We start from the raw sequence: 26,387 nt of genomic DNA, 5'->3' as shown, positions 1-26,387 counted from the left end.
CAGCGACGTGCTCTGACCCCAACTAATTAGTCGGTCACAGCGCGCTGTTGTCCACCTCGTAAGGCCAGTCCTTGATGCCACCGGTCAGCGACAGGGCGCGAATGCCACGCTCGCGCAGCAAAAAAGCGGCTGCATTGCTGCGCCGGCCACTGCGGCAATAAACAATGTAGGTCGCCTCCGGGTCGATCTTGAAAACCCCGTGTTGGCGAATGGTGCTCAAGGGCACCCATTGCGCCCCGGGAATGCGGCTCTCTTCAAACTCCATGTCGTAGCGACAGTCGATCAACTTCACGTTGCCCTCACTGAGCAGCGCGTGGGCTTGTTCAGCGTTCACTTCCTCGACCATATTGGGTTTGAGCAGCTCGTCGAAGTCGCTCTTGCTCAGCACCAACAGGCGCCCGGGGGTGTGCATCCTGACGGTGGCACTGCGGCTGCCGCCCAGCAACAGCGCTTCTTCGCCGAACGCGTCAGAGTCGCTCAGCACGGCCACCATGGCGGTCTCGTCGGTCATGGGGTCGGTGACCCAGACCTCGGCTTCGCCCGACAAAATAATGAAATAGCTGTCGCCCGGCTCGTCCTGGGTGACGATGGTCTCGCCGGCCACCACCGGGCGCTCCACCATGCGCGCAAAGGCCTGCTGCACGTTCTCGATCGGTACCTTGTGGAACACTTTCAAGTTGCGCGCCAGGGTGGCATTGCCGTCCAGCTCGCTCCAGCCGAGCAACTCATCAAGCGCATCGCCATCGATCGACAGGTAGTCCGAATCGGTCAATGCCTGCACACGGATATGACTACCCGCTGCACTCAGCAGCGCAAAACCCGGCCCGTCGGCACGCACCGCGACAGGCCAGGCAAAGGTGTTCTGGCTGCCATCGGCCTCGGTCCAGGTGCGCTGCGCTTCCAATTCACCCGAAAGCAGCACCAGGTGGTTCTTGAGCCCGTGCGCGGTGTCCGACAACACGCTGCCTGCAGCAGCCTGGCGCCGCGGACTTTGCGCCAGCAGCGCCAGCAACTGTTCTCTGGGTAAACGTGAAAACAGCGTGGTGGCACCCAGGCGCTTGGCCAGGTCGGTAAGGTCCATGTCGATCTCCGGAGTAGTTTTAGAGGGCGAATGGTGATTATCAATCAGCCAACACTGATAGATGCCCAGGCGTTGTCCGTCACACCTTTTTTCAGGCTGTTCGACTACTCAGACAAGCCCACGGCATGGATGCGCCAAGCATGCCAAGCAACGAGGTCTGTAAGGAAACTTTGACGGGAACGACTATGCTGGAGTCCAGCGGCGCGGCGTCAGCCCTCGGCGGTTCATCTTCACTCGGAATTTTCATGAAAAAAATAGCGATTCTTGGCCTTGTGCTCGCACTGGTGCTGGCATTTTTTGCCTTCGACCTGAACCAGGTGCTGACGCTTGATGGACTCAAGACCGGCCTTGAGCAAATCAGGACCCTGCGCACCGAGTCACCGGTGATGGTGGCGCTGGTGTACTTTGCCGGCTATGTGCTGGTGACCGCGCTGTCCCTGCCTGGCGCGGTCATCATGACGCTGGCCGGCGGCGCGCTGTTTGGCCTGGCCGGTGGCACGCTGATCGTATCGTTTGCCTCCAGCATGGGCGCCACGCTGGCGTTTCTGGCCTCGCGTTTTTTGTTGCGTGACCTGGTTCAGACGCGTTTTGGCAATCGCCTGAAAGCCATCAATGAAGGCATGGCCAAAGACGGGCCGATGTACCTGTTCACGCTGCGCCTGGTGCCGCTGTTTCCCTTCTTTCTGGTGAATCTGCTGATGGGGCTCACCCCCATTCGCACGCTCAGCTACTACTGGGTCAGCCAATTGGGCATGCTGGCGGGCACGCTGGTGTATGTGAATGCCGGCACCCAGCTGGCCCAGATCACCAGCTTGTCGGGTATCTTGTCGCCGGGCTTGCTGCTGTCGTTTGTGCTGCTGGGCATTTTCCCGATGTTGGCCAAACGGCTTGCCAGTTTTGTGCAAAGCCGCCGGGTCTATGCGAAGTGGCAGCGCCCCAAAACCTTTGACCGCAACTTGGTGGTGATTGGCGGCGGTGCCGCCGGTTTGGTCACCAGCTACATTGCGGCGGCGGTGAAGGCCCGGGTGACGCTGGTCGAAACACACAAGATGGGCGGCGACTGTCTGAATTACGGCTGTGTACCGAGCAAGGCGCTGATCAAGTCGGCGCGCATCGCCCACCAGATGCGCCATGCAGAAAACTACGGTTTGAGCGCCGTTGACCCGAAGTTCAGTTTCAGTAAGGTGATGGCGCGGGTGCATGACGTGATCGCCACCGTGGCGCCGCACGACAGCGTGGCACGCTACACCGGCTTGGGTGTGGAGGTGCTGGAAGGCTACGCAAAAATCGTCGACCCCTGGACGGTGGAAATCAAACTGAACAGCGGCGCCACCCAGCGCCTGACCACACGCAGCATCGTGATTGCCGCAGGTGCGCGCCCGTTTGTGCCACCCCTGCCCGGCCTGGCTGACGTGGGCTATGTCACCAGCGACACGCTATGGGACGAATTTGCCAAGCGCGACGCGCCGCCGGCCCGGCTGGTGGTGCTGGGCGGCGGCCCGATTGGCTGCGAGTTGGCGCAAAGCTTTGCCCGGCTGGGCTCGAAGGTCACCCAGATCGAGATGGCGCCGCGTCTGATGCTGCGTGAAGACCTTGAGGTGTCGGAACTGGCGCGTGACGCCTTGACGCGCGACGGCATCGAGGTGCTCACCGGCCACAAGGCCTTGCGCTGCGAAAAGGACGGTGAGCGCAAGTTCATCGTGGTCGAACACCAGGGCGCTGAACAGCGCATTGCGTTCGACGCCTTGCTGTGCGCGGTTGGGCGTGTGGCACGCCTGCAGGGTTACGGGCTGGAAGAACTGGGCATACCGACCGAGCGCACGGTGGCGGTCAATGACTACCTGGAGACCCTGTACCCCAACATTTTTGCGGCCGGTGACGTGGCCGGCCCCTACCAGTTCACCCACACCGCCAGCCACATGGCCTGGTACGCGGCGGTGAACGCGCTGTTTGGTGATTTCAAGAAGTTCAAGGTCGATTATTCGGTGGTGCCCTGGGCCACCTTTATCGAGCCCGAGGTGGCGCGCGTCGGCCTCAACGAGCAGGAGGCCAAGGAGAAGAACATTGCTTTTGAGGTCACGAAATACGGCATCGACGACCTCGACCGCGCCATTGCCGACGGCGTGGCGCAGGGCTTTGTCAAGGTGCTGACGGTGCCGGGCAAGGACCGCATTCTGGGCGTCACCATCGTCGGTGAACACGCAGCCGATGTGCTGGCCGAGTTTGTGCTGGCCATGAAACACGGCCTGGGCCTGAACAAGATTCTGGGCACCATCCACACCTACCCGACCCTGGCCGAGGCCAACAAGTACGCGGCCGGTGAGTGGAAGCGCGCCCACGCGCCGCAGAAAGTGCTGGCGTGGCTACAGCGGCTTCATAGTTGGAAGCGGGGCTAAGCGGCCCTAAGAACACCCTACAACACCCCGATCTCAACGACCCTTCCCCCAGGCGGCACGTCGGCCGGGTCGTGGGTCACCAGCAACGTGGGAATGCGCTGGCGCGTGATCTGATCGAACACATAGGCGCGAAACTGGCTGCGCAGCGCGGCATCGAGTTTGGAAAACGGCTCATCGAGCAGCAGCGCGTGCGGCTCGGCCAGCAAGGTGCGCATCAGGCTGACGCGTGCCCGCTGCCCGCCTGACAGCGTGGCCGGGTCACGCTCATAAAAACCTGCCAGGCCCATGTCGGTGAGTGTTTGCGCAATGCGTTGCCGACGCGCCCGGCTGCCCGCCACCCGACCGGGCAGCGCAAAAGCCAGGTTTTGCCCGACGCTCAGGTGCGCAAACAGCAGGTCGTCCTGAAACAGCAAGCCCAGCTGGCGTTGCTCGATGGGCAGGGCGTCGAGGCGGCGCTCATCCAGCCACAATTCGCCGGTGGCACTGAAAGCGGGGTCGAGGTCGCCGATCATCCAGTTCAACAGGGTCGATTTGCCCGAGCCGGAAGCCCCGGAGACGGTCACGATCTCGCCGGGCTTGACCGTCAGGTTGAAGTGCTCAAGCAGCGTGGTTGTACCACGCATGAGGGTCAGGTTTTTGATGGTCAGCATGTCAGCGTAATCCCTTGCGGTGTCGGGCCAGCCAATGGGGAATCAAGGCGGCCAAGGCGAAAGCGGCCACCGGCAGAGCAATTTGCAGCAGCGCCTGCACCGCCAGCACGCGCCGGTTGCCGCCCGCGCTCAGAGCCACGGCCTCGGTGGTCACGGTGACAAAACGACCCCCGCCAGCGAACAGGGTGGGCAGGTATTGCGCCACACTCACGGCAAAACCGACGGCAAAAGCGGCCAGGATCGGGCGCACCAACAGCGGCCACTTCACGCGCAGGCAGGCTTGCAGCCGGGTGCACCCGAGCGCTTGGGCGCTGACCAGCAGGCGCGCATCGAAAGCGCGGTAGGCGCCCACCAGCGTGAGCACCATGTAGGGCAAGACCCACAGCAAATGACCCCACACCAAGCCGACGGCGGTGCCGTCCAGGCGCAGGTTCAGCAACGCCGCATACTGCGCCGCCACCAGCGGCATGGCAGGCACGATCAAGGGCAGGTAGAGCGCGGCATTGAAGCGCTGCGGCCCCCATTCCAGCCAGAGGAGCGCAGCCGGCAGGCACAGCAGACTGACCGCACCTGCCAACCAGAGTGTGGTCCAGAACGGCGCCCAATCGGCCGTGCGCCAACTTTGCCATGACAGGCTGTCGGGCCACAGCGCCGGGAAAAACCAGGTCTCGGCCAACGACCAGAGCAACAACACCGCCAGCACCGCGTAACCGGTCAAAAACAGCGGAACGTGCAGCTTGAACCCATGCCGCGCTGCGGGTGCCTTGCGTACGCCGTCGGGGTCAGGTCGGCGCTGCTGGCGCCAATGCCAGAAGCCGCGCGCCAGGGCGGCGGCCAGCAGCAAGAGCGCCAGCAGCACCAGCGAGGCGGCACTGCCCCGAGCCTGCAGCGCCGCGTCGGGGTCGGTGAGCCAGCGCCAGGCCAGCACGGCCAATGTCGGCGGCGTGTTCGGCCCGAGAATGATGGCCATGTCGACCACCGACAAGCCATAGGCCAACACCGCTGCCAACGGCCAGCCCAGGCGCGGCAACAACTGCGGCCACAAGATCAGGCGCCAGGCCTGCGCCCGGCTGTAGCCCAGCGTGCGCGCCACCACCATCTGTCGGCTGACCTGCTGCTCACCCAGCAGCGCCGCCAGCACCCAGAGCAGGAACCAGCTTTCCTTGATCGCCAGCGCCAGCGCCAGACTCAGGCCATAGGGGTCTTGCACCGTGATCCAGTCGGGCGGGCTGACCCAGCCCACCAGCTGCGCCACCCCGCGTGCCAGCCAGCCCGACGGGGCCAGCAAAAAAAACAGGCCCACCGCAAACGCCGCGTGGGGCAGCGCCAACAGCAGGGGCAGGCGCCGCTGCAGCGTGCGCCAAAGCGTGCCGGGGTAATGCCAGCTGGCCAGCAGCAGGGTCATGCCCAGGGCCAGCGCGCTGCCCAGCGCGGCAGACAACAGGGTGGCGCGCAAGGCTTGCGGCCATTGCGGGTCGAACCACAAATCACGCCAGGCGGCAGCGTCCAGCGCCGGTGCCAGCGCCCAGAACAGTCCGGGCAGCAGCGGGCCAAAGATCAGCGCCACCGGCACCAACGCCAGCCACTGCGCCCGGCTGAGGCCGCGCGTGGAAAGGGGTGACAACTTCATGCAGACGGACTGAATAGGGCTTTAAACAAAAAGGCGCCCGCAGGCGCCCTTTTTGAGTCAGCAGCCGCTGGGGCTTACTTGGCGACCACGCGCACCATTTCCAGGCACTTGTTGGAGTAGCCCCACTCGTTGTCGTACCAGCTCACCAGCTTGACGAAGGTGCCGTCCAGGGCGATGGAGGCATCCGCGTCAAACACCGAGGTGCGGGTTTCGCCACGGAAGTCGGTGGCCACCACTTTTTCGTCGGTGTAACCCAGCACACCCTTCAAGGCGCCTTCGGATTGCGCCTTGATCTCGGCGCAGATTTCAGCCATGGTGGCGCTGGTGTTGAGCTCCACCGTCAGGTCAACCACCGACACGTCGCTTGTGGGCACGCGGAACGACATGCCAGTGAGCTTCTTGTTGAGTGCTGGAATCACCACGCCCACGGCCTTGGCGGCACCGGTGCTGGACGGGATGATGTTTTCCAGAATGCCACGGCCACCGCGCCAGTCTTTGTTGCTCGGGCCGTCCACGGTTTTTTGCGTGGCGGTGGCGGCGTGCACCGTGGTCATCAGACCGCGCTTGATGCCAAATTTGTCGTTGATGACCATGGCCAGGGGGGCCAGGCAGTTGGTGGTGCAACTTGCGTTGGAAATGATGGCCTGACCGGCGTAGGTCTTGTCGTTCACGCCAAACACGAACATCGGGGTGTCGTCTTTGGAAGGTGCCGAGAAGATGACTTTTTTGGCGCCAGCAGCCAGGTGTTTTTCACCACCGGCCTTGTCCAGGAAAATACCCGTGGCTTCGATCACGATGTCGGCGCCGACTTCGTTCCATTTCAGGTTGGCCGGGTCGCGTTCTTGCGTCAGGCGGATTTTTTTGCCGTTGACGATGAGTGTGTTGCCGTCGACCGACACGTCACCTTTGAAACGACCATGCACGCTGTCGTATTGCAGCATGTAAGCCAGGTAGTCGGGTTCCAGCAGGTCGTTGATGGCAACGACTTCGATGTCGCTGAAATTTTGCAGCGCCGAGCGCAACACGTTGCGGCCGATACGGCCAAAGCCGTTGATACCAATCTTGATCGTCATACTTTTCTCCAGGAGTTAAAAACAGATTATCGAAACTTTTACTTGCGCAGCACTTTTTGCACCGTGTCCGCCACGTTCTCGGGCGTGAAGCCAAAATGCTTGAACAGCTCGGGCGCCGGTGCCGACTCACCAAAACTGTCGATGCCAACCACGGCCGCGCAGCCGTATTGCCACCAACCGCCGGTCACGCCCATTTCCACGGCCACACGCGGCAAGCCGGCGGGCAGCACGGCCGTTTTGTAAGCCACGTCCTGCTGATCAAACGTCGTGGTGCTCGGCATGGAAACCACGCGCACGGCAATCTTGCGGGCCGCCAGCAGCTCTTGCGCCTTGAGCGCCAAAGGCACCTCGGAGCCGGTGGCGATGATGACCGCCTGCGCCTTTTTCTTCAGGCCCACCTCGGTCGGCTCAGCCAGCACATAGGCACCCTTGCTGATGTCACCCAGGCTGGCCTTGGGGGCGTAGTGAATGTTCTGGCGGCTCAAGAGCAAAGCCGTGGGCTTGGTCTTGTTTTGCAAGGCCACGGCCCAGGCCACGGCGGTCTCGGCCGTGTCACCGGGACGCCAGACATCGAGGTTCGGAATCAGGCGCAAGGACGCGGCGTGTTCGATCGATTGGTGCGTCGGGCCATCTTCGCCCAGGCCAATGCTGTCATGGGTGAACACATGCACCACGCGCAGCTTCATGAGCGCAGCCATGCGGACGGCGTTGCGGCTGTAGTCGCTGAAGGTCAGGAAAGTACCGCCGTAAGGAATGTAGCCGCCGTGCAGCGCCACACCGTTCATGATGGCGGCCATGCCGAATTCGCGCACGCCGTAGTTGATGTGGCGGCCACCATTGCCCGCGCCCGTGACCGCATCAAAACGCAGGTTGGGGGTGCATTTGGTGTTGGTCAGATTGGATCCGGTGAGGTCGGCTGAGCCGCCCAGCATTTCGGGCAAGGCGGCGGTGAAGGCTTCCAGCGCGAGCTGGCTGGCTTTGCGACTGGCCACGGTCTCGGCCTTGGTGTGGGCGGCCACGGCGGTGTCCACGGCCACCTGGGAAAAGTTCTTCGGCAGCTCGCCCTTCATGCGGCGCAGCAGCTCTTTGGCCAGCGCCGGATGCGCAGCTTTGTAGGCGGCAAACTTGTCGTTCCAGGCGGCCTCGGCGGCGCTACCTGCGGCCTTGGCGTCCCAGGCGGCGTAGACGTCTTTTGGGATCACAAATGGCGCGTGCGGCCAGCCGATGGCGTCGCGCGTGAGCTTGATTTCTTCGGCACCCAGCGGCTCGCCGTGCGCCTTGGCGGTGTTGGCGCGGTTCGGGCTACCCTGGCCAATGGCGGTCTTGCAGATGATCAGCGTGGGCTTGTCGCTGGACAACTTGGCCTCGGCAAGGGTGTCGGCCACCAGCTCGGCGTCGTGGCCGCTGATGGGGCCGAGCACGTTCCAGCCATAAGCGGCGAAACGCTGGGCCGTGTTGTCGATGAACCAAGGTGCCACCTGGCCGTCGATCGAGATGCCGTTGTCGTCGTACAGCGCAATCAGCTTGTTGAGTTTCCAGGCGCCGGCCAGCGCGCAGGCCTCGTGGCTGATGCCTTCCATCAGGCAGCCGTCGCCCATGAAGGCGTAGGTGTGGTGATTCACCACGTCCAGGCCGTCGCGGTTGAATTCCCGGGCCAACAGCTTTTCGGCCAGCGCCATGCCGACCGCGTTGGTGATGCCCTGGCCCAGCGGGCCGGTGGTGGTTTCAACACCGGGCGTCACGTCCACTTCGGGGTGCCCTGGCGTCTTGCTGTGCAGTTGGCGGAAGTTTTTCAGTTCCTTGATGGGCAGCTTGTAACCGCTCAGGTGCAGCACCGAATACAGCAGCATGGACGCATGACCGTTGGAGAGCACAAAACGGTCACGGTCCAGCCACTTGGGGTTGGCCGGGTTGTGCTTGAGGTGGCTACCCCACAAGGCGACTGCCATGTCGGCCATGCCCATGGGCGCGCCGGGGTGGCCGGAGTTGGCGGCTTGCACCGCGTCCATGCTCAGGGCGCGGATGGCGTTGGCCATGTCGACCAGGTTCACGGCAGCGCTGCCTTGGGTTGCTGGAGAGGTAGGAATGGTTTCAGCCATGGAGGAAATGCCTTGAACAATTTGGACGAAAAGTGGACGCCTGCAGGAGCCGGGATCATTTTGAAGGCCATCACTTACCGGCCCTCAGGCGCACGTCAGACAGTGATTGTAGACAACCTGGTCTGTTGCCCCTTCATTTTGGGCTGGTCTGCATGCTTCAAAGTGTCGTTAACTGGGACGCCGCCGACCACTGTACCGGAAGGCTGCGTGTCGCGTTACAGTGCAGCCATGTGCGAACCGACTCTGCGAGAAACTCAAGCATGGATGCATCGACAAATGAAGGCCCGAGCCCTGCGGCAGCTGACGCAGCCATCCTGTCAGACACGGCATTTCTGAACGACTTGCGCCGCCAGATGATCAAATTTGCCACGCTGCAACTCTCCAACAGCCACGCTGCCGAGGACGCCGTCCAGGAGGCCTTGATGGGTGCGCTGAAAAATGCCAAGTCGTTCGCCGGCAGGGCTGCCCTGAAAACCTGGGTCTTCGCCATTTTGCGCAACAAGATTGCCGATACCCTGCGCCAGAAAATGCGCACGGTCAATGCCAGCAGCTTGCTGCGGGAGGATGACGAGGGCGAGGATTTTTCAGAACTGTTTGACCACCGGGGCCATTGGCAGGCCGATGAAAAGCCGGCCACCTGGGGCAACCCGCAACAGGCCCTGCATCAAAACCAGTTCTGGAAAGTCTTCGAGACCTGCCTCGAAGGGCTGCCCGGCAACCAGGCCCGGGTGTTCATGATGAAAGAATTTGTCGAGCTCGAAACCCATGAGATCTGCACGACGGTGGGCATCACGACCACCAATTTGAATGTGATGCTGCATCGGTCCCGACTGCGCCTGCGCGAGTGCCTGGAGAACAACTGGTTCGTGAATGGAGAACGCGCATGATGAACTGCCAGCAAGCCACGCGGCTGATCTCCGAGTCCCAGGACTGCACCCTGTCATTGTCCGAAAAGATGGCCTTGAAAATGCACGTCATGATGTGCGCCGGCTGCAAGAATTTCAGCCTGCAAATCCCGTTTCTCAGCCAGGCCATGAAGGCCTATGCCAAGGGACTTGACGAGGCTGAAAAAAAGTAAGTCGCTGGACAAATCCGCTACCGAATCCGACTGGCGCTGCCAGATGAATTTCTCCATCATCGTGCCTGTGCGCATTAACGCGTGCCGTAACGCTTGAGCCACTCCGATTCCAGCGCTTCCACCCAACTGGCGTGCGGCTCAGGCAGGGTGGGCACGGACTCCGCCAATGCGCCCGGGGCAGCCTTGCGCATTTGCGCCTGGGCTGCAACGGGCAGCTTGTTGACATCCAGCACCGTGCCGTCACCCCACACGCTGATGTTGGCCTTGCGTATTTGCGCTTCGCTTGACAACAGGAAATTGGCAAACACCTGCGCGCCGGCCCTGGCACGGGCATTGCCGGGAATGGCGACAAAATGCACGTTGCCAAGGGTGCCGCCGGTGAAGCCAAAACTGTAGGCGCTTAGGGGCAGTTGTTTGCTGACGATCAGGTTGGCCGCCTCATTGGGGTTGAAGGTGAGCGACATTTTGAGTTCACCGTCGCCGAGCATGCGGTGCATTTCAGCCGCACTGGCGGGAAAGCTTTTGCCATTGCGCCACAACACGGGGTGTAGCTGGTCCAGATAAACCCACAAGGCTTGCGTCGCGCTGGCAAATGCCTCAGGTGTCACGGTCTGTTGCAAGGCGGCTTTGTTGGGCGTCAGGTCCAGCAGCAGTTGTTTGACGAAAGTAGTACCGTGAAAATCTGGCGGCTTGGGATAACTGACGCGACCCGGATTGGCTTGAGCAAAGGCCAGCAATTGCTGGGCTGAGCGCGGCGGCGTCGGCGTTCTGACGCGGTCGGCAATGAAGGTCAGTTGCGCTGTTCCCCAAGGGGACTCATAGCCTTCGGTGGGCACCGAAAAATCAGTGCGCACCGGCTTGTTCAGGTCCACCAAGCCCCAGTTCGGCAGGCTCTGGGCCCAGGGCCCAAACAGCAGGCCACCATTTTTAAGATTGCGGAAGTTTTCGCCATTGACCCACATCAGGTCGACCGAGCCGTTACTGGTGCGCCCGGCGGCCACCTCGGTTTGCAGGCGTTTGACCACTTCAGCGGCGTCGGTGATCTTGACATGCCGCACGTCGATGCCGTAGCGGGTCTTGGCCTCTTTGGCGGCCCAGCTGATGTAGGCGTTGATGGGTTCGCTGCCACCCCAGGCATTGAAATACACCGTTTGCCCTTTGGCCTCGTTTTGAATCTGGGACCAGTCGGCGTGCGCCAGGGTGGCTGCGCCCAAGCTGAGTAGCGTGGCAGCGAATGTCAAAAACTTCATGCAAGAGAACCTTTGTAGTGGTTGGAAGGAGGGTCTGATGGCTGGGTCGGCTCAAGACCCCAAAAGCTTACACCGGGTGCTTTTCAATCCAACGGCATAGGGATAAAGACACGCCTACGAACCGATCAGGAGATGGACCCGAAGCAGATCAGAACACCAGCACCTTGTCGGCCTCGACGGTCCAGTCGGCCAACTGGGCCAAGGTACCGCGCAGGGCGCCTTCCATGAGTTCCTCGGCGCGCAGTCCGCGGGCATCCATGCAGGTGCCGCACAGCAGCACTTCGCCCTTGCGCACGATCTTGCCCAGCATCAATTGGATGTTGTAGTAACCCTCGGGCACTTTCTGGCCGTTCTTGCCGCAGGCCACCGCGTCCGCCATCAAAAACACCCGAACCTGCTGGCCTTCCTTGCCGGCAACCGCCGCCGCCAGGCGCAGGGCGTTGTAGGCGCGCTCGTTGCCATAGGGCGCATCGTTGATGATAAACAGCGTGGTGGACATGAGTTTCTCCTTGGTTGATCAGTTTTTGGCCAGAGGCAAGCCTGCGGCCTGCCACTCGCTCACGCCATCAAAGGTCTTGCGGGCCTGGTAGCCATGGGCCTTTAGCAGCTTCACCGCTTCATCGGACATCAGGCAAAACGGACCCCGGCAGTAGGCAACAATCTGCACGTCACGCGGCAGTTCGGCCAGGCGCTGGGCCAATTCGGGCAGGGGCAATGAACGGGCGTTCGGCAGGTGCGCGGTGTCGAACTCGTTCTGCGGACGAACATCGAGCACGATGACCTCGCCGCGCTTGGCCTGCGCCATGAGTTCCTTGCGGCCCACGCTGACCATGCGGTCCGGGTCGGCCATCATGCCCTGCAGCGCCATGCGCAATTCGACCAGGTGCTCCTCGGCCACCTGACGCAAGCTCACACCCAGCTGGGCCACGTCCTTGCCGGTGAGGCTGTAATAAATACGCTTGCCGTCACGGCGGGTTTGCACCAGCCGGGCTTCCTTGAGGGCTTTCAGATGCGCACTGGCGAGCTTGTTGTCGATGGCCACCTCAAGTGAAATGGTTTCGACCGCCTTCTCGCCTTGGGCCAGCATCTCCAGGATTTCCAGCCGCTTGGGGCTGGAGAGTGCCTTGCCCACGCGGGCGACCTGCTCGTACAGAAGGTCCTTGAGTGATCGATTGTTCATGGTGTATATTCTAACGTCCGTTGGATTGAATGAAATTGATCCAACGCAAGAGTTGGCGTTGATTTAATGGAGACAACATGGAATTTGAACAGTTTGTACTCTCAAACGAGCCTGCGATAAGAATGGGCTTCTTTGTGGGTGTCTTTGCGCTCGTCGCACTTTGGGAGCTGGTGGCACCCCAGCGCGCACTCACCACATCCAAGCCCCTTCGCTGGGCCAGCAACCTCGGCCTGGTCATTCTCAACACCGTGCTGCTGCGCCTGATGTTCCCGCTGGCAGCGGTGGGCATGGCCGCGTTCAGTGCGGCCAACGGCTGGGGTCTGCTGAATCACTTCCATGTGCCGTTCTGGCTTGCCGTGCCTTTGGCTGTGATCGCGATGGACTTTGTGATCTGGCTGCAGCATGTCATGGTGCACGCTGTGCCGGTGCTGTGGCGGCTGCACCGGGTGCATCACGCCGACCCCGACTACGACCTGACCACGGGCGCGCGCTTTCATCCCATCGAGATCGCGCTGTCCATGCTGATCAAGATCGCCACCATCGCGGTGCTGGGACCGCCCGTGCTGGCGGTGCTGATCTTCGAGGTGGTCCTCAATGCAGCGGCCATGTTCAACCACGGCAACATCCGCCTGCCGGCGGGCCTGGACCGCGTGCTGCGCTGGATCATCGTCACACCCGATATGCACCGGGTGCACCACTCGGTCGAAGAGGACGAGACCAATTCCAACTTCGGCTTCAACCTGCCGTGGTGGGACCGACTGTTTGGCACCTACCGCGAACAACCGCGCGCTGGCCAATTGGGTATGGCCATCGGCATTCACGGCCATACCGATCCGCGCGAGGTGGTTCGACTCGACGGCATGCTGCTGATGCCGTTCCGGGGAGAGGTGGCAAGTCTAAGCCAATGACTTCAAAGATGAAAACTGGCGTCCTGCTGGCGCCGCAGAGCGAGCAAGACCGAGCTGGCGTCAATCTCGATGTCGTCGAGCGTTATCAGTGCGCCAGCCTGGACGTTCCGTACCAATTGCCGGTTGGCGGCAAGATAAAACGGCACAGGATGACCGCCAGCAAGCGCTTGGGCCGGATGCAGTTCGCCGGCCGTACCTTCGATGGTGTGATGGTGACCACCCATGGCCAGGACGGTTCCGGCCGACAGGTTCCGCGTCGCCCGGGCGACCAGATCCAATCGCGGAAAAGGTGCCTGCGCGCCGCTCGAACGGCCATGAATGGCCGCCTCGAGCACGCTGGTCGCAGCCTCAAGCCCGAGGAGATGGCGCGGCAAATAGACCATCGCGCGCTGACCGTCGCGGGACACCACATGGCCCTTGGCGGCCAGCAGATCCCAGGTCACGTCGTCCTCGCAGCGGATCACAACGAACACGCCGCCAGCAAAGCTTGCCTCGTCGGGTCGGCGCAGGCAGTGGAACACGTCCAGCACCTGCCCGCCGCTCAGGAGTCCGCCATCGGCTGTGGCCCCGAAGAAGCTTGGCACTTCAGAAATGCGTGCGATCGGTGCATGCAAATCGGGGCGATCCGGCAGGAACCCGGTTGAATTGGCCACGACGAGCAGCTCGCACAAGTCCGGCACGCAACGCTGCGGTAGCGCCGCGCAAGCCTGCGCCCGCGCTTGTGCAATTTCCATGGCCGGACTCCTGCCCAAGGCCCAGTGCGGCGCAAAGTTCGACAACGAGACCGTCTGGCCATTGCTCGACATGCTTCCCGCAGCCTGGTCATAAACAAAGTCGTATTCACTGGCTTTGCCGGCAGCAAGAATGTCGAAGCCCAGCAATTGCGCCCAGGTGATCAGCCCGATCAGCAAACTGGGCTGGTCCCCGTCGACCGGGGTTGCCACCTTGCCGCGCTGCCGCGCGAGGTGTGCGAGATAGGGCCCCACCACACTGTCCACTTCCTTGGAGACCAGAACAAGGTGGTGACCCGCTTCGATGGCGATGCGGCTGTGCCGCGCGCCCGCCTCCGGGTTTCCAGTCGCTTCAACGACAACATCGATTGGCAAGCCGACCACAGACGAAAAGTCACCCGCCGCAATGTACTTGCCCTCGGCCCATGCCCGCCGCGCTTCATCCGCGGTAAAACAACGCGCAACTTCAGTGGTCGGCACACCCAGTGCCAGAAATGCCGCTGCGGCGATTTCAGCATCCATATCAACCGCAATGCGGGCCCGCATCAGCGGTACCCGCATGCCTTGCGCCAGAAAACTGCGACCAAAGCCGCCGCTACCCAACACACACGTTTCAACGGGTCGTTGTGCGCTGGCAAAGTAATCCAGATGGTTCATATCGTTCCCAGGGTCAGGTTAGAGTTGATGGCGGCTCAAGCTTTACCCATAAGCGAAGCAGTCTTTAGATTGCGTTCTTGATGCGCTCCCAGGTTCGCGCGAGGTGATTGGCCATCGCTGCCGACAAACGCTGGCCGTCACGCGCCTCAAGCGCGCCGATCATGTCTTCATGGTCCGCCACCGCGGCCGCCCACTGATCCTCGGTCCTGTGACCCAGGTAGCGAATTTGCTTCATGCGGGACTGCAGAATGTCGTGCACCATCGCCAGCGATTCATTTCCCGAAAGCGAGATCAGCGCCGAGTGGATTTGCTGATTGAGCTTGAAATACGGCAGTCGATCACGCGCCGAGTAAAACTTCAACATCTCGTCATGTTGGCGCCGAACCTCCTGGATATCAGCATCGGAGGCATTCTGGCAGGTCAATGATCCGGCCAGTTCTTCGAGAGTAGTCAGAACGGCAAGCATGTCCCGGACTTCTTTGGCAGTCAGCTTGCGAACCGTCGCGCCACGGTTGGGAATCAACTCGACCAGACCTTCGTTGGCCAGCACCTTCAAGGCTTCGCGCAGCGGTGTGCGCGAGACGCCGAGTTGTTGACCGACCCGGCCTTCATGGATACGCACGCCCGTCGGCAGTTGCCCCTCAATGATCATGTCACGGATGCGCGACACCACGACGTTATGCAAAGTCGGGCGCTCGATACGGACCACTTCGGACTCGGTATGTGGGAGAAGGTCCGTGTCGCCCATTGTGTTTATTTCAAGGTTCATCGCCACCAATCCATATCGTTCAAGCAAGACCAGGTATTGAAGCACACGCATCGACAACGCAGGTGCGTCGCACGCTTAACCAAACTGTAATCTAAATTCTGCATTCAGAATGCAGAATACTACATTTAATTGTTGACAAGAGCACTTCTTCGGTAGCATCATTAAAAAAATGACAAAGGAGACAAGAATGTCGGCCAATCCATTCGCCGCTAGCGCCACACGCCCCACCATTGCCCTCGCCATGGGTGATCCTGCGGGGGTCGGCGCGGAGTTGACCGCCAAACTTCTATCCCTCGACGAGGTTCGGGCGGTAGCCAATATCGTCGTTTTTGGCGATCGGCGAATCCTTGAGGAAGGTGCAAAGATTGCCGGGGTGACGTTCGATGTCAGCTACGTGGCGCCCGATGCTGACTTTGACGCAACCGACCGCCCGGTCTTTGTCGACCTCGGGCATCTTTCCCCGTTGGATGTCAAGCGTGGTGAAGCCACTGCCATCGGCGGCGCCTATGCGCTCGAGAACTTCCGGCGTGCGCTCACGATGGCGCACGAAGGAAAGGCTGACGCGGTTTGTTTTACGCCGTTCAACAAGAAAGCCATGCGCTATGTCTATCCCGGCTATGACGACGAAATACGTTTCATCTCCGAGGTGATCGGGTTCAAGGGCCATGCGCGCGAGTTCAACGTCCTGGAGAATCTGTGGAACGCACGGGTCACCTCCCACATCCCACTCTCCGAAGTCGCCGCGGCGATTACTACCGAGGGCATCCTTAGCGAGTTGACACTCACCGACCGCACCCTGCGCAACGCGGGTTTTGACCATCCTCGCATTGCGATCGCGGCGCTCAATCCGCATGCTGGCGATGGCGGCAATTTCGGCAAGGAAGAGATTGACGTGATCGAGCCAGCCGTACAGGCAGGCATTGACCGCGGCTTCAATGTCTCCGGACCGTATCCAGCGGATACGGTCTTCGTTCGTGCCAAGAATGGCGCTTTTGATGCGGTCCTGACCATGTACCACGATCAAGGACAAATCGCGATGAAGCTGATGGGCTTTGATCGCGGCGTGACCTTGATGGGAGGCCTGCCTTTCCCGGTCTGCACACCGGCGCATGGCACCGCCTATGACATCGCCGGGCGCGGCATCGCCAATATCGGCGCAAGCCGCGAGGCCATGCTCCTGGCCGCGCGCATGGCTTTAAAAAACGTTTTTTCCACCGAGCCTCAACTCAGCAACACAGAAAGGGTTACATCATGTTAAATCGCAAGTCAATCACCACGCTGCTGGCAAGCGTCTTGTATGCAACAGCGGCCAGCGCGGCCTGGGTACCGGAAAAACCGGTTGAGTTTGTGGTTGCTTCCGGACCTGGCGGCGGAACCGACATTTTTTCCCGCACGATCCAGTCGATCATCGTCAAATACAAACTGATGAACGCGCCGATTGTTGTTGTCAACAAGGGCGGCGGCTCCGGCAGTGAAGGCTTTGTTTATGGGTCGGCCACCGCCGATGATCCCTACAAGCTGACCTTCGGCACCAACAACCAGTACCTGCTACCGCTCGTTGCCAAGATGGGGTATTCGGCCGACAGCCTGATCCCGGTCACGGCACTGGCGCTCGACGAATTCCTGATCTGGGTCAACGCCGAATCGCCCTACAAGGACGCCAAGAGCTTCATCGAGGCGGCCAAGAAGCCCGAGGGACTAAAAATGGGTGGCTCACAGTCCAAGGACACCGACCAGACGCTGGCCAGCATGATCAGCGAAGCGACTGGCGCCAAGTTTACCTACATCCCGTTCAAGAGCGGTGGCGAAGCGGCAGTCCAACTGGCGGGCGGTCACATCGACGCCAACCTCAACAACCCGAATGAAAACCTCGGTCAATGGAAAGCCGGCATGATTCGACCGCTCTGCGTCTTCAGTTCGCAACGCATGACCGCCGGCCCCAAGGTCACCAAGGACATGGCCTGGTCGGACATTCCACTGTGCAAAGACTCGGGCGTGCCGATCGCCAACTACCAAATGCCGCGCACTGTCTGGCTGGCAGCCAAGGTATCGCCCGATGCGGTCGCCTTTTACACGACAATGCTCAAAAAAGTGAGCGAGACGCCTGAGTGGAAAACGTACATCGAGCGCACCTCGCAAAGCGATCGCTTCCTGACCGGTGACGAATTGCGCGCCTACACCAAGCAGGACGCCGAAAAGGCCACCGAGGTCTTCAGACGCGAGAAGTGGATCGTTCAATAAAACCGTAACCGGCGGCCCGGGGCTTTTCGGGGTAGGTCAAACCTGCCCCGTTGTTTCATTATTGAGGAGTTTGCCCTATGCGTAATCCATCCGGGACCTTGATGACCCGTTTGACGATGGAAATTGCAGTGGCCTGTGCTGCTGCCTTGGCCGGTGCGATTGTCAGTTACGGATCACTCGAAATCGGAACCGGCTGGGGTGATGCCGGACCACAACCGGGCTACTTTCCCTTTTATATCGGTCTGTTCATTGTCATCGCCAGTTGCGGTGCACTGATTGAGGCCGTGATCGCACAACGTCACCGTAAGGAAGTTTTTCTGACACGAGAGCAAGGCCATCGGATACTGACATTTTTCCTGCCCATGCTCGGTTTCGTCGCTGTATCGATGGTGCTTGGACTTTATGTCGGCCTTGCTCTCTATCTGTTCGGTGTCATGACGATCCAGGGGGGATACCGGATCGGCAAGGCGCTCACCATCTGCATGAGCACGATTGTGATTTTTTACTTCGTTTTTGAAAAATGGTTCCAAGTTCCCCTGCTCAAAGGGCCAATTGAAGCCCTGCTGAACATTTACTAACCCTGGCTCGGCAAGAAAACTTTCCACGACAGCGAGATTCTGGAGAAACACATTGGCGAATTTTGGCAACCTGATGGACGGTTTCGTCATCGTTTTCTCCGCCTACCATCTTGGACTCATGGCGGTTGGAGTACTGCTGGGTATTCTGGTCGGCGTCCTGCCGGGACTGGGTGCACCGAACGGCGTATCGCTGCTGATACCGCTCACCTTCACCATGGACCCGATATCGGCCATCATCCTTCTCACCAGCATGTACTGGGGCGCACTGTTCGGCGGTTCGACCACGTCGATCCTGTTCAACATTCCGGGCGAACCCTCGTCGGTCGCGACGACTTTCGACGGCTACCCGATGGCACAACAGGGGCATGCCACCAAGGCGTTGACCCTCGCCTTCATATCCGCCGGTATCGGCGCACTCATTGGCGTGACCGTCATTACCATCTTGTCCGGCTGGGTCACCCAGTTCGCACTGAAATTCAGCTCGCCGGAGTTCTTTGCTGTCTATTTTCTGACCTTCTGCAGCTTTATCGGCATGGGAGGCGGCTCGCCATTCAAGGCGGTTGTGTCGATGATGCTCGGCTTTGCCTTTGCCACCATCGGCATGGACGGCATGTCCGGCAACATGCGGTTGACGTTCGGCATCACCGAGTTGATCAAGGGAATCAGTTTCCTGGTCGCCGTGATCGGGCTGTTTGGCCTCGGTGAACTGATACAGACGATGGAACAAGGCCTGCACTTCAACGGCATACACGCCCGCATCAAAATCCGCGATGTCGTTCACGCGATCATCTCGCTGCCGAAATACTGGGTTACGCTGCTGCGCAGCGCACTCGTCGGCTGCTGGATGGGCATCACGCCCGGCGGGCCGACCGCCGCCTCGTTCATGAGTTATGGTCTGGCCAAGCGTTTTGCGCGCAACAAGAGCGGTTTCGGGAAGGGTGAACCGGCCGGCGTGATCGCACCGGAAACGGCAGACCACTCGGCCGGGACCTGCGCCATTTTGCCAATGCTGGCGCTGGGTATTCCTGGATCGGCAACCGCAGCCGTCATGATGGGCGGCCTGATGATCTGGGGTCTGACACCCGGGCCGATGTTGTTTATCGAACGCCCGGATTTTGTCTGGAGCACCATTGCCAGCATGTATCTTGGCAATGTGATGGCCGTGTTCCTGGTGCTCGCCACGGTGCCGCTGTTTGCCGCCATTCTGAGAATCCCGTTTTCGATCATCGGCCCGATGATCGTCGTCGTGTGTTTCATCGGCGCCTACCAGATCAGCGGTGCTCGCCTCGATCTCTGGCTGGCGCTGGGCTTCGGCATCGTCGGCTACCTGCTCAAAAAACTCGACTACCCCATCGCACCCATGGTTCTGGCGATGGTGCTCGGTGACAAGACCGAGGATGCCTTCCGCCAATCGATGATTTTCTCGAAGGGATCGCTGGGAATCTTCTGGACCAATTCGACGCTGGTCGCGACGATCATGACACTCGCCGTGCTGTTGCTGATGTGGCCATTCATTGGCAGACTCATCGGCCGCATGCGCAAGGCGGTTTGAAATTCCGAAAGCGTTTAACGCAGCTTACGCGCAGAGGGAAAGGCAACCCTTGCAACGACGCGCTGTCTCTCGCTTTACTTCAACGGTATCGGCTGCGCGGCCGGCACAGGCACGGCCGTCACGCTGTTCTTGGGGCTGCCGTCAATCAGCTTGTCGGAATACACCAGGTAGACCAGCGTGTTGCGCTTGCTGTCGACCATGCGCACCACGCGGACTTGTTTGAACAGGAAAGAGGTTCGGGCATTGAACACTTCGTCCTGCCCAGCGATCTTGCCCTTGAAGGCAATGGGCCCGATCTGGCGGCAAGCCACTGCGGCGTCAGACGTGTCTTCGGCCAGGCCCAGCGCACCTTTGTAACCGCCTGTTTTGGCGTGCGACAAATAGCAGGCCACCCCCTGCACCTCGGGGTCATCGAACACTTCCACGACGATCTTGTCATTGGGGCTCAATAGTTTGAAGGTGGTGCTGACCTCGCCCACGGTCTCGGCCATGCCGCCTGACGATGCGAGGAGGGCAGTAATGGCTAACAACAATTTTTTCATCCAAGGTACCTTCAGCTGAGATTCACTTGGCAACGGCTACCAAAGCAGAACGTTCAATGCCCGACCACTCACCTCCAAAGCGTGCGCAGTGTGGTTGTAGGCAATGCTGCCATGGGTCTCCGCTTGCCTGGCATCGCCAACATCGTGGAGCAGTGCCGCTTGCCGATGGTGCTTGACGGCCTTTTCCAGCTGGACTGCCGCTTCGCGGTGAAGGAACTGCGGAGAGACGAGGGACTCCTGCGAACTTGATACGTTTGTGCTGGTCATGGTGTTGCCTTGGTTGATTGTGAGGCAATACTATTTGTTCACATATGACCGGTCGGTACGCAACCGAACAAACTGCCACCCCTGCCTGCGACTACATTGCGGCCAGGCATCTTGATGAATCAAAGTTTTCTCAAGGTTTCGTGCACTGTCAGGAGGTTTCGAAATGCGTTTAACTACCAAAGGCCGTTTTGCCGTGAATGCGATGATTGACATTGCCTTGCGTGAAGAACTCGGGCCAGTGTCGCTCAATGATATCGGCTTGCGTCAACAAGTTTCGCTGTCATCCCTTGAGCAGTTGTTCAGCAAGCTGCGTTTGCGGGAACTGGTTACCAGCACCCGCGGCCCAGGTGGTGGCTACGCCTTGGGCCGGCGCAGTGATGGCATCACGGTAGCCGACATCGTCTACGCCGTTGAAGATGCAACACCAAAATCAAAACAGCCAGGCGCGACGCCAGCACAAGACATGACGCAAGACTTGTGGGACGCCATGAATGAGAAAATGATCAACTTCATGCAGTCTGTCACTTTGGAGCGTTTGGTGCTTAATCAACTGGCCCGAGGGGTCAGGATTGAGAAAAAGCCGCCACCCAACCGGGGGGTGTTCAGAAAACCAGTTGAACAAATCATCCGGCCCAATGTGCCCAACTCGGTTTTTGCGCTGGGTCAGACCCTTCGGGCGCCCTGACACATCAGATTGACCCGGTAAAGCGGCGCCGCGCGCGTCCGCTGCCTGGACCAAGCTCAGGCGCCAGGTCCGCAATCCATACAGCGCGCGATCACCTGGGGACCGATGTGCAGCTTGTGGTTGAGGTCGCGCAGAGCGGTGCGCACCCCCTCTTCGATGACCGGATGATAAAAGGGCATGTCCAGCATGCTGGAGACGGTCATGCGCTGTTGCGCCGCCCAGGCCAGCAGATGCCCGATGTGCTCGGCCGCAGGGCCGAACATTTCAGCCCCCAGAAACAAGCCGCTGCCCTGCTCGCCATAGACTTTCAGCAGGCCCTGGTTGCGCAGCATGACCCGGCTGCGGCCCTGGTCCTCGAAGGACACGACACCCACCGCAAAGCGATCCTTGAATTGCTCATTGAGTTGTTTCAAGTTCAAACCCACCGCGGCGATTTGCGGATCGGTGAAGACCACCGCCAGCGGCGCGCGGCGCAGGCCAGGTCGCACATCGGGGAAACGCGCGGCATTCTCGCCAGCAATGCGCCCCTGGTCGGCCGCCTCGTGCAATAACGGACTGTCGTTGCTGGCGTCGCCAGCAATAAAGATCGTGCTGTCGCCGCACTGCAGCGTGAAGCGGTCAAACAACGGCACGCCGCGGTCGTTCAACGGCACGCCCGTGTGTTCCAGGCCGAGGCCGGCCACCGCAGGCGCCCGGCCGGTCGCCGCCAGCACCTGGTCGAAGGCCTCGGTTTTCCAGACCCCGTTGCGATGCAGATAGTGAACGTCGACCCCGGTGGTCGTTTCCCTGACGAACTCGACCCGGGCCGAGGCGTCCAGATAAAACTCTTTGTTGAAAGTCTGGTTGGCATCCTCCCGGATGGCCGGATCCTGAATGCCGGCAATGCCGCCGCCCACGCCAAACACCTTGACCCGCACCCCCAGGCGGCTCATGGCCTGGGCCAGTTCCAGCCCCAGCACACCTGGGCCAAACACCGCCAGGCTGGTCGGCAAGTTGGGCAGGTCAAAGACGTTTTCATTGGTCAGTAAACGCGCGTCCAGCCCTTTCAGAACCGGCGGCAGCACCGGCGTGCTGCCGGTGGCGATGACGATGCGCCTGGCCTGAATCAGCTGGCCATGCTCGGTCACCAGGGTGTTGGCATCCTGGAACCTGACACGGGCAGCCAACCGGTCACCCGGTGGCATGGCGTCAAGCGTTTCCAGCACAAAGCCGACAAAACGGTCGCGCTCGCGCTGTACCCGCGCCATCACGGCAGCGCCGTCCACCGTGACCGTTGGCACCTGTATCCCGAAGGCTTGGGTATGGCGTGCCTGGTGCGCGGCCTCGGCGGCGGCGATCAGCAATTTGCTGGGCATGCAACCCACGCGCGCGCAGGTCGTGCCATAAGCACCGCCTTCGATCAGCAACACCGAATCGGTATGGGCGCGGGCCGCCCGGTAGGCACCCATGCCGGCGGTACCGGCGCCCACAATGGCAACGTCGACGTGAAGTGGTGTCATGGCAGCTTGCAGCATCAGGAAATATTTTAGAGACGCTTCACGGCGTCTTTGACAGCGTCCTTGGCGTCCTCGACGATTTCCTTGGCATCGCCCAGCCGCTTTTCTGCCTTGCCCGTGACTTGTTTGTGAATGCCCTTGGCCTCCTGCTCCTTGTTACCTACGAGCTTGCCGGCTTGCTCCTGGACTTTGCCGGCGATATCTTTCACAGTGCCGTTGACTTGATTCTTGTTCATGATGATTTTCCTTTGAGGTTGAGCGAATTGCTTCGCAAGCGAGTCAGTGGATGACCCTGGACTGAATGCTATGGCGTTCGCCTGCCGTCATCTGTGCGATTGCGCACGCTGGCACCCGCTTTGAATCCCCGGTTCGCCAGCGCACAGAAACCCACACCAGCCGCTGTTACGCTGAGAGGCAGAACCAAACCCAAAGAAACAACCATGAAAATGCAACATCTTCTGGCGCTGCTCACGGCATGCGCAACGAGCAGCGTCACCCTGGCAGCGCCGCTGCCAAACCCCGACACGCTCACTGAAACTGAACGCGCGCAGCTGATCGGGCCAAAAATGAAAGGCAGCGCCGTGCTGCGCGCCCAAGTGTTGCTGGACCGGGCTCGTTTTTCCTCCGGCGAGATCGACGCGGCCTACGGACAGAATTTACGCAATGCCGTCAGCGGCTACCAAAAGGCGAACCGCTTGCAGGACACCGGCATTGTTGATGCGCCAACCTGGGCCGTGTTGAATACCGACACCGCACCCGTTCTGGTGGCCTACACGATCCTGGACGCGGACGTCGCAGGTCCGTTTCATCCGATCCCGACCGATTGGGCGGACAAGGCGAAGCTGAAGGAACTTGGCTACCGCTCGGCCAGAGAGGCGCTCGGTGAAAAATTTCACGTCAGTCCCAAACTGCTCGACCAGCTCAATCCCGGGAAAAGTTTTACCAGTGCAGGCGAGGAAATCATGGTGCCCAATGTGGCCGGCACCCCTGAATTACCCAAAGCGGCAAAAATCATCGTCGACCAATCGGACCGCACCTTGTCGCTGGTCGATGCTGACGGCAAAGTCATCGCCCAGTTTCCAGTCACAACCGGCAGCAAACATGATCCGCTGCCCTTGGGCGACTGGAAAGTCAATGGCGTGGCGCGAAATCCGGTGTTTCACTACAACCCGAAATTGTTCTGGGACGCCGAGCCGGGCGAAGCCAAGGCCAAGATTGCGGCCGGACCGAATAATCCGGTGGGTGTGGTCTGGATCGATCTGTCCAAAGAACATTACGGCATTCACGGTACGCCAGAACCCGCCACCATTGGCAAGACCCAATCGCACGGCTGCATTCGGCTGACCAACTGGGATGCGTCTGCGCTCGCGCAAGCGGTCGCGACCGGCGTCGACGTTCTGCTGCAAAAGTAAGGGCGTCCCCCATGAAGTGGCTCCTCACGTTTCTGATCGGTGCGCTGGTCGGTGCGATCAGCCTCTATGTCTACTCAGGGCTGGGCTCAGCCCAGCCGGTGGTGATCGTGGCGGACCGCGCCACAGTCATGGCGCCAGCGCTGCCCTGTGTGCCTGTGGCCGCTGCCACCGAACCAGCGCCCAGCGCCATGGCAATGCCGGCGTCCGAACCCATCGCCGAGCCACCGCTGGTAGCCGCGGCATCGGCACCTGAGCTTGCCGTGCCGGTGGAAAACCAGCTGCTGATCCCGGTCGCGGGCATCAAGGCCAGCGCGCTGCAAAACACCTTTGATGAAGCCCGCAGCGGCGAACGGCGCCATGAAGCCATCGACATCCTGGCGCCCAAGGGAACGCAAGTGTTTGCGGTGACAGACGGCAAAATTGCCAAGCTGTTCAACAGCAAACCCGGCGGTCTGACGCTGTACCAATTCGACACCAGCGCGCAGTTGGCCTATTACTACGCGCACCTGGACCGGTACGCTGACGGCGTCCAGGAGGGGATGGCGCTGAAACGCGGCGATCTGGTCGGTTATGTCGGGACCAGTGGCAACGCCGATCCGAACACGCCGCATTTGCACTTTGCCGTGTTCGTGCTGGGGCCGGAAAAACAATGGTGGAAAGGCAGCCCGATCAACCCTTATCCGCTCTTGGGAGGCGTTGTGCGGCCGTGAGCAATCAGACCTTGCTGCGTCGCAGGCGAAGTGCTGGCAATGCGGCCATTAATTGGCAGCAGGCGCTGGCATCCGGTCCATCATCATTTGCATCATGGATTCCATCATGGCCATGCGTTTTTCCATCATCTGGTGGTGCTGGCCCATGGCGCCTGGCATCGGCTTGTTGCCCTGCATGCCGGCCATGCCGCCGCCCATCATGCCCATCATCTTCATGCCTTCCTGCATGGTTTTCATGTGCTCGGCCATCAGTGCCTTCTTTTCTTCCGGCGTTTTGGCAGCCATCATTTTTTGATGCATCTCGGCCATGGCTTTCATTTTGCTGTCCATGGCAGCCATCTTTCCGGCGCTGGCCGGGTCGGCGGGCGAAGCGGGCTGATTGATGGAAGCTTGCTCTGTAGCCAATACGTGGGCTTGATGTTCCTTTTGTTGCGCGTCGATTTGCGCAGCGGTTTGGGCCGAGGCGCCGATGGCGGCCGTAGCAAGGGCAATCGTGAGAACGGTCTGGCGAAGGTGTGACATGGTCAACTCCAATTGGAAAAAATGAGGGGAAACGGCAAGAGACGCTTTCAGCATTCCCTGGAAGGCATGCTGAAAGCAGATGCAGGCCCACTGCCGCGCGGGTCACCCCAAGCAGCAGAGAGCCTGATTTGGGGGTGTCAAATAGTGAGCCGCAGAAAGCGGATGGAGACCGGTGGCTCCGACCAACTCGGGCTGGTGAAGGCCTGCGCTGGCAATGCCTGACCAGTTGTTGGCACCGGCAAGCCGGTCAAAAACAGGATCGGAACCAGATCGAGGTGAGCGAATCCGTCCAGGTGACCAGTGATAAGCGTACTTTGCTCTGCCTCGCAAAAATGCAGGCAAGTTATTTTTTCCGGCGACGATGTGTGCTCGTCAGAATGAACCGGATTCGCAGCGAAGTGGTCCCGCGACACCACACCTTCAACATGCGCTGTCAGGTCGTTCCCTGCAGGACCTAGACTGAAATAGTCACGAGGTCCCTGGTCCTGCTGGAGCAGACACGCGTTGGCCACGCCGATCCCCAAGGAAATCATCCAGACGAACAGCATCACGGCAGCGGTGTACCGTGTTCGCTGAACGCTAAAGAAAGACTTCATGGTGTTCCACTTTACTTGTCCTTGCGCTGAATGACCAGCACCATCAGGGCGACGACCACCACAATGAGCAGGACCGGCATCCAGACACCGCCGTAGCCACCCATCCAGCCGAAGCCAGAGTGATCACCACCCATCATGGTTCCTGTCTGCGCCAGGGCCACGCCGCTCGTCAGTAGCGGGGCGGCACCAACAATCAATAATCGCAAGTTGTTCATCATTTTCTCCATTAAGGCAGATGTGATCTGGGCTGCAAATTGACACAGAACACCTGAGTCAACCTGGCT

General features: G+C 60.5%; 28 protein-coding genes. 11 read left to right on the top strand and 17 right to left on the bottom strand.

Going from position 1 to position 26,387, the window contains the following annotated elements; translation table 11 throughout:
* Positions 1–34: 34 nt before the first annotated feature.
* On the bottom strand, positions 35–1,081 hold the full coding sequence (locus Q7U49_RS15900; protein ID WP_304765950.1) for a cyclic nucleotide-binding domain-containing protein: 1,047 nt from the start codon (positions 1,079–1,081) through the stop codon (positions 35–37).
* Between the two features lie 245 nt (positions 1,082–1,326).
* On the opposite strand from Q7U49_RS15900, the gene Q7U49_RS15895 reads away from it, so the two are divergent.
* A complete protein-coding gene (locus tag Q7U49_RS15895; protein ID WP_304765947.1) occupies positions 1,327–3,477 on the top strand; it encodes an FAD-dependent oxidoreductase in 2,151 nt (716 codons plus the stop codon).
* 17 nt (positions 3,478–3,494) lie between these two features.
* Here the strand turns inward: Q7U49_RS15895 and Q7U49_RS15890 are convergent, their stop codons facing one another.
* From Q7U49_RS15890 to tkt, 4 genes are all read right to left on the bottom strand, one after another.
* Positions 3,495–4,127, bottom strand: a complete 633-nt coding sequence (locus Q7U49_RS15890; RefSeq protein ID WP_304765945.1) for an ATP-binding cassette domain-containing protein — start codon at positions 4,125–4,127, stop codon at positions 3,495–3,497.
* Position 4,128: 1 nt separating this feature from the next.
* Positions 4,129–5,757 carry an ABC transporter permease gene (locus Q7U49_RS15885; protein ID WP_304765942.1) on the bottom strand — a complete coding sequence of 543 codons (1,629 nt, stop codon included), beginning with the start codon at positions 5,755–5,757 and terminating at the stop codon, positions 4,129–4,131.
* A gap of 74 nt (positions 5,758–5,831) precedes the next feature.
* Positions 5,832–6,830: a type I glyceraldehyde-3-phosphate dehydrogenase gene (gene gap / locus Q7U49_RS15880; RefSeq protein ID WP_304765939.1), complete on the bottom strand. Its 999-nt coding sequence runs from the start codon at positions 6,828–6,830 to the stop codon at positions 5,832–5,834.
* A gap of 38 nt (positions 6,831–6,868) precedes the next feature.
* The gene (gene tkt / locus Q7U49_RS15875; protein WP_304766016.1) at positions 6,869–8,866 is read right to left on the bottom strand and encodes a transketolase; all 1,998 of its coding nucleotides are present in this window, start codon (positions 8,864–8,866) and stop codon (positions 6,869–6,871) included.
* Positions 8,867–9,189: 323 nt separating this feature from the next.
* Between tkt and Q7U49_RS15870 the strand changes: the two genes are divergently transcribed.
* Together Q7U49_RS15870 and Q7U49_RS15865 are read left to right on the top strand one after the other, a co-directional pair.
* Positions 9,190–9,816: an RNA polymerase factor sigma-70 gene (locus Q7U49_RS15870; protein ID WP_304765936.1), complete on the top strand. Its 627-nt coding sequence runs from the start codon at positions 9,190–9,192 to the stop codon at positions 9,814–9,816.
* A complete protein-coding gene (locus tag Q7U49_RS15865; protein WP_304765933.1) occupies positions 9,813–10,007 on the top strand; it encodes a zf-HC2 domain-containing protein in 195 nt (64 codons plus the stop codon). The genes Q7U49_RS15870 and Q7U49_RS15865 overlap by 4 nt, the downstream gene beginning before the upstream one ends.
* Positions 10,008–10,081: 74 nt before the next feature.
* Here Q7U49_RS15865 and Q7U49_RS15860 read toward each other — a convergent pair whose 3' ends face one another.
* From Q7U49_RS15860 to Q7U49_RS15850, 3 genes are all read right to left on the bottom strand, one after another.
* Positions 10,082–11,257, bottom strand: coding sequence for an ABC transporter substrate-binding protein (locus tag Q7U49_RS15860; protein WP_304765931.1), 1,176 nt, complete (start codon positions 11,255–11,257; stop codon positions 10,082–10,084).
* Between the two features lie 148 nt (positions 11,258–11,405).
* Complete coding sequence (locus Q7U49_RS15855) at positions 11,406–11,756, bottom strand: DsrE/DsrF/TusD sulfur relay family protein (protein ID WP_304765928.1); 351 nt, start codon at positions 11,754–11,756, stop codon at positions 11,406–11,408.
* 18 nt (positions 11,757–11,774) lie between these two features.
* Positions 11,775–12,437, bottom strand: coding sequence for a metalloregulator ArsR/SmtB family transcription factor (locus Q7U49_RS15850; RefSeq protein WP_304765927.1), 663 nt, complete (start codon positions 12,435–12,437; stop codon positions 11,775–11,777).
* 77 nt (positions 12,438–12,514) lie between these two features.
* On the opposite strand from Q7U49_RS15850, the gene Q7U49_RS15845 reads away from it, so the two are divergent.
* Positions 12,515–13,345, top strand: coding sequence for a sterol desaturase family protein (locus Q7U49_RS15845; RefSeq protein WP_304765924.1), 831 nt, complete (start codon positions 12,515–12,517; stop codon positions 13,343–13,345).
* A gap of 2 nt (positions 13,346–13,347) precedes the next feature.
* On the opposite strand, the gene Q7U49_RS15840 is transcribed toward Q7U49_RS15845, so the two are convergent.
* Entirely contained in the window at positions 13,348–14,733 is a 1,386-nt protein-coding gene (locus Q7U49_RS15840) for an NAD(P)H-dependent oxidoreductase (protein ID WP_304765921.1), read from the bottom strand.
* A 64-nt stretch (positions 14,734–14,797) separates the two neighbouring features.
* Entirely contained in the window at positions 14,798–15,481 is a 684-nt protein-coding gene (locus Q7U49_RS15835; RefSeq protein ID WP_304765918.1) for a GntR family transcriptional regulator, read from the bottom strand.
* Between the two features lie 208 nt (positions 15,482–15,689).
* Between Q7U49_RS15835 and Q7U49_RS15830 the strand changes: the two genes are divergently transcribed.
* The 4 genes from Q7U49_RS15830 to Q7U49_RS15815 all read left to right on the top strand — a co-directional run bounded on the left by Q7U49_RS15830 (position 15,690) and on the right by Q7U49_RS15815 (position 19,873).
* Entirely contained in the window at positions 15,690–16,760 is a 1,071-nt protein-coding gene (locus Q7U49_RS15830; RefSeq protein WP_304765916.1) for a 4-hydroxythreonine-4-phosphate dehydrogenase PdxA, read from the top strand.
* Positions 16,754–17,743: a tripartite tricarboxylate transporter substrate binding protein gene (locus Q7U49_RS15825; protein ID WP_304765913.1), complete on the top strand. Its 990-nt coding sequence runs from the start codon at positions 16,754–16,756 to the stop codon at positions 17,741–17,743. Before Q7U49_RS15830 ends, Q7U49_RS15825 begins: the two co-directional genes overlap by 7 nt.
* Positions 17,744–17,820: 77 nt before the next feature.
* Positions 17,821–18,321, top strand: a complete 501-nt coding sequence (locus Q7U49_RS15820; RefSeq protein WP_304765911.1) for a tripartite tricarboxylate transporter TctB family protein — start codon at positions 17,821–17,823, stop codon at positions 18,319–18,321.
* A gap of 52 nt (positions 18,322–18,373) precedes the next feature.
* Complete coding sequence (locus Q7U49_RS15815) at positions 18,374–19,873, top strand: tripartite tricarboxylate transporter permease (RefSeq protein ID WP_370654025.1); 1,500 nt, start codon at positions 18,374–18,376, stop codon at positions 19,871–19,873.
* A 74-nt stretch (positions 19,874–19,947) separates the two neighbouring features.
* On the opposite strand, the gene Q7U49_RS15810 is transcribed toward Q7U49_RS15815, so the two are convergent.
* Both Q7U49_RS15810 and Q7U49_RS15805 read right to left on the bottom strand, forming a co-directional pair.
* Positions 19,948–20,415, bottom strand: coding sequence for a CreA family protein (locus Q7U49_RS15810; protein WP_304765908.1), 468 nt, complete (start codon positions 20,413–20,415; stop codon positions 19,948–19,950).
* A gap of 36 nt (positions 20,416–20,451) precedes the next feature.
* Positions 20,452–20,682, bottom strand: a complete 231-nt coding sequence (locus tag Q7U49_RS15805) for a hypothetical protein (protein WP_304765905.1) — start codon at positions 20,680–20,682, stop codon at positions 20,452–20,454.
* Positions 20,683–20,845: 163 nt separating this feature from the next.
* Between Q7U49_RS15805 and Q7U49_RS15800 the strand changes: the two genes are divergently transcribed.
* Positions 20,846–21,367: an Rrf2 family transcriptional regulator gene (locus Q7U49_RS15800; protein WP_304765903.1), complete on the top strand. Its 522-nt coding sequence runs from the start codon at positions 20,846–20,848 to the stop codon at positions 21,365–21,367.
* A 56-nt stretch (positions 21,368–21,423) separates the two neighbouring features.
* Here Q7U49_RS15800 and Q7U49_RS15795 read toward each other — a convergent pair whose 3' ends face one another.
* Positions 21,424–22,866: a dihydrolipoyl dehydrogenase gene (locus tag Q7U49_RS15795; protein ID WP_304765901.1), complete on the bottom strand. Its 1,443-nt coding sequence runs from the start codon at positions 22,864–22,866 to the stop codon at positions 21,424–21,426.
* 26 nt (positions 22,867–22,892) lie between these two features.
* Positions 22,893–23,099, bottom strand: a complete 207-nt coding sequence (locus tag Q7U49_RS15790; RefSeq protein WP_304765898.1) for a CsbD family protein — start codon at positions 23,097–23,099, stop codon at positions 22,893–22,895.
* A gap of 204 nt (positions 23,100–23,303) precedes the next feature.
* On the opposite strand from Q7U49_RS15790, the gene Q7U49_RS15785 reads away from it, so the two are divergent.
* Positions 23,304–24,275: a L,D-transpeptidase gene (locus Q7U49_RS15785; RefSeq protein ID WP_304765895.1), complete on the top strand. Its 972-nt coding sequence runs from the start codon at positions 23,304–23,306 to the stop codon at positions 24,273–24,275.
* 11 nt (positions 24,276–24,286) lie between these two features.
* Positions 24,287–24,985 carry a M23 family metallopeptidase gene (locus tag Q7U49_RS15780; protein ID WP_304765892.1) on the top strand — a complete coding sequence of 233 codons (699 nt, stop codon included), beginning with the start codon at positions 24,287–24,289 and terminating at the stop codon, positions 24,983–24,985.
* Positions 24,986–25,033: 48 nt separating this feature from the next.
* On the opposite strand, the gene Q7U49_RS15775 is transcribed toward Q7U49_RS15780, so the two are convergent.
* The 3 genes from Q7U49_RS15775 to Q7U49_RS15765 all read right to left on the bottom strand — a co-directional run bounded on the left by Q7U49_RS15775 (position 25,034) and on the right by Q7U49_RS15765 (position 26,318).
* Positions 25,034–25,507 carry a hypothetical protein gene (locus Q7U49_RS15775; protein WP_304765890.1) on the bottom strand — a complete coding sequence of 158 codons (474 nt, stop codon included), beginning with the start codon at positions 25,505–25,507 and terminating at the stop codon, positions 25,034–25,036.
* A 137-nt stretch (positions 25,508–25,644) separates the two neighbouring features.
* Positions 25,645–26,103, bottom strand: coding sequence for a hypothetical protein (locus Q7U49_RS15770; RefSeq protein WP_304765888.1), 459 nt, complete (start codon positions 26,101–26,103; stop codon positions 25,645–25,647).
* Between the two features lie 11 nt (positions 26,104–26,114).
* Positions 26,115–26,318, bottom strand: coding sequence for a hypothetical protein (locus Q7U49_RS15765; protein WP_304765885.1), 204 nt, complete (start codon positions 26,316–26,318; stop codon positions 26,115–26,117).
* Positions 26,319–26,387: the final 69 nt, after the last annotated feature.

The organism is Rhodoferax sp. (assembly GCF_030653815.1).
GTDB lineage: Bacteria > Pseudomonadota > Gammaproteobacteria > Burkholderiales > Burkholderiaceae_C > Rhodoferax.
Note: the sequence above shows the minus strand (reverse complement) of the source record. Positions and strands in the feature narration are given on the sequence as shown.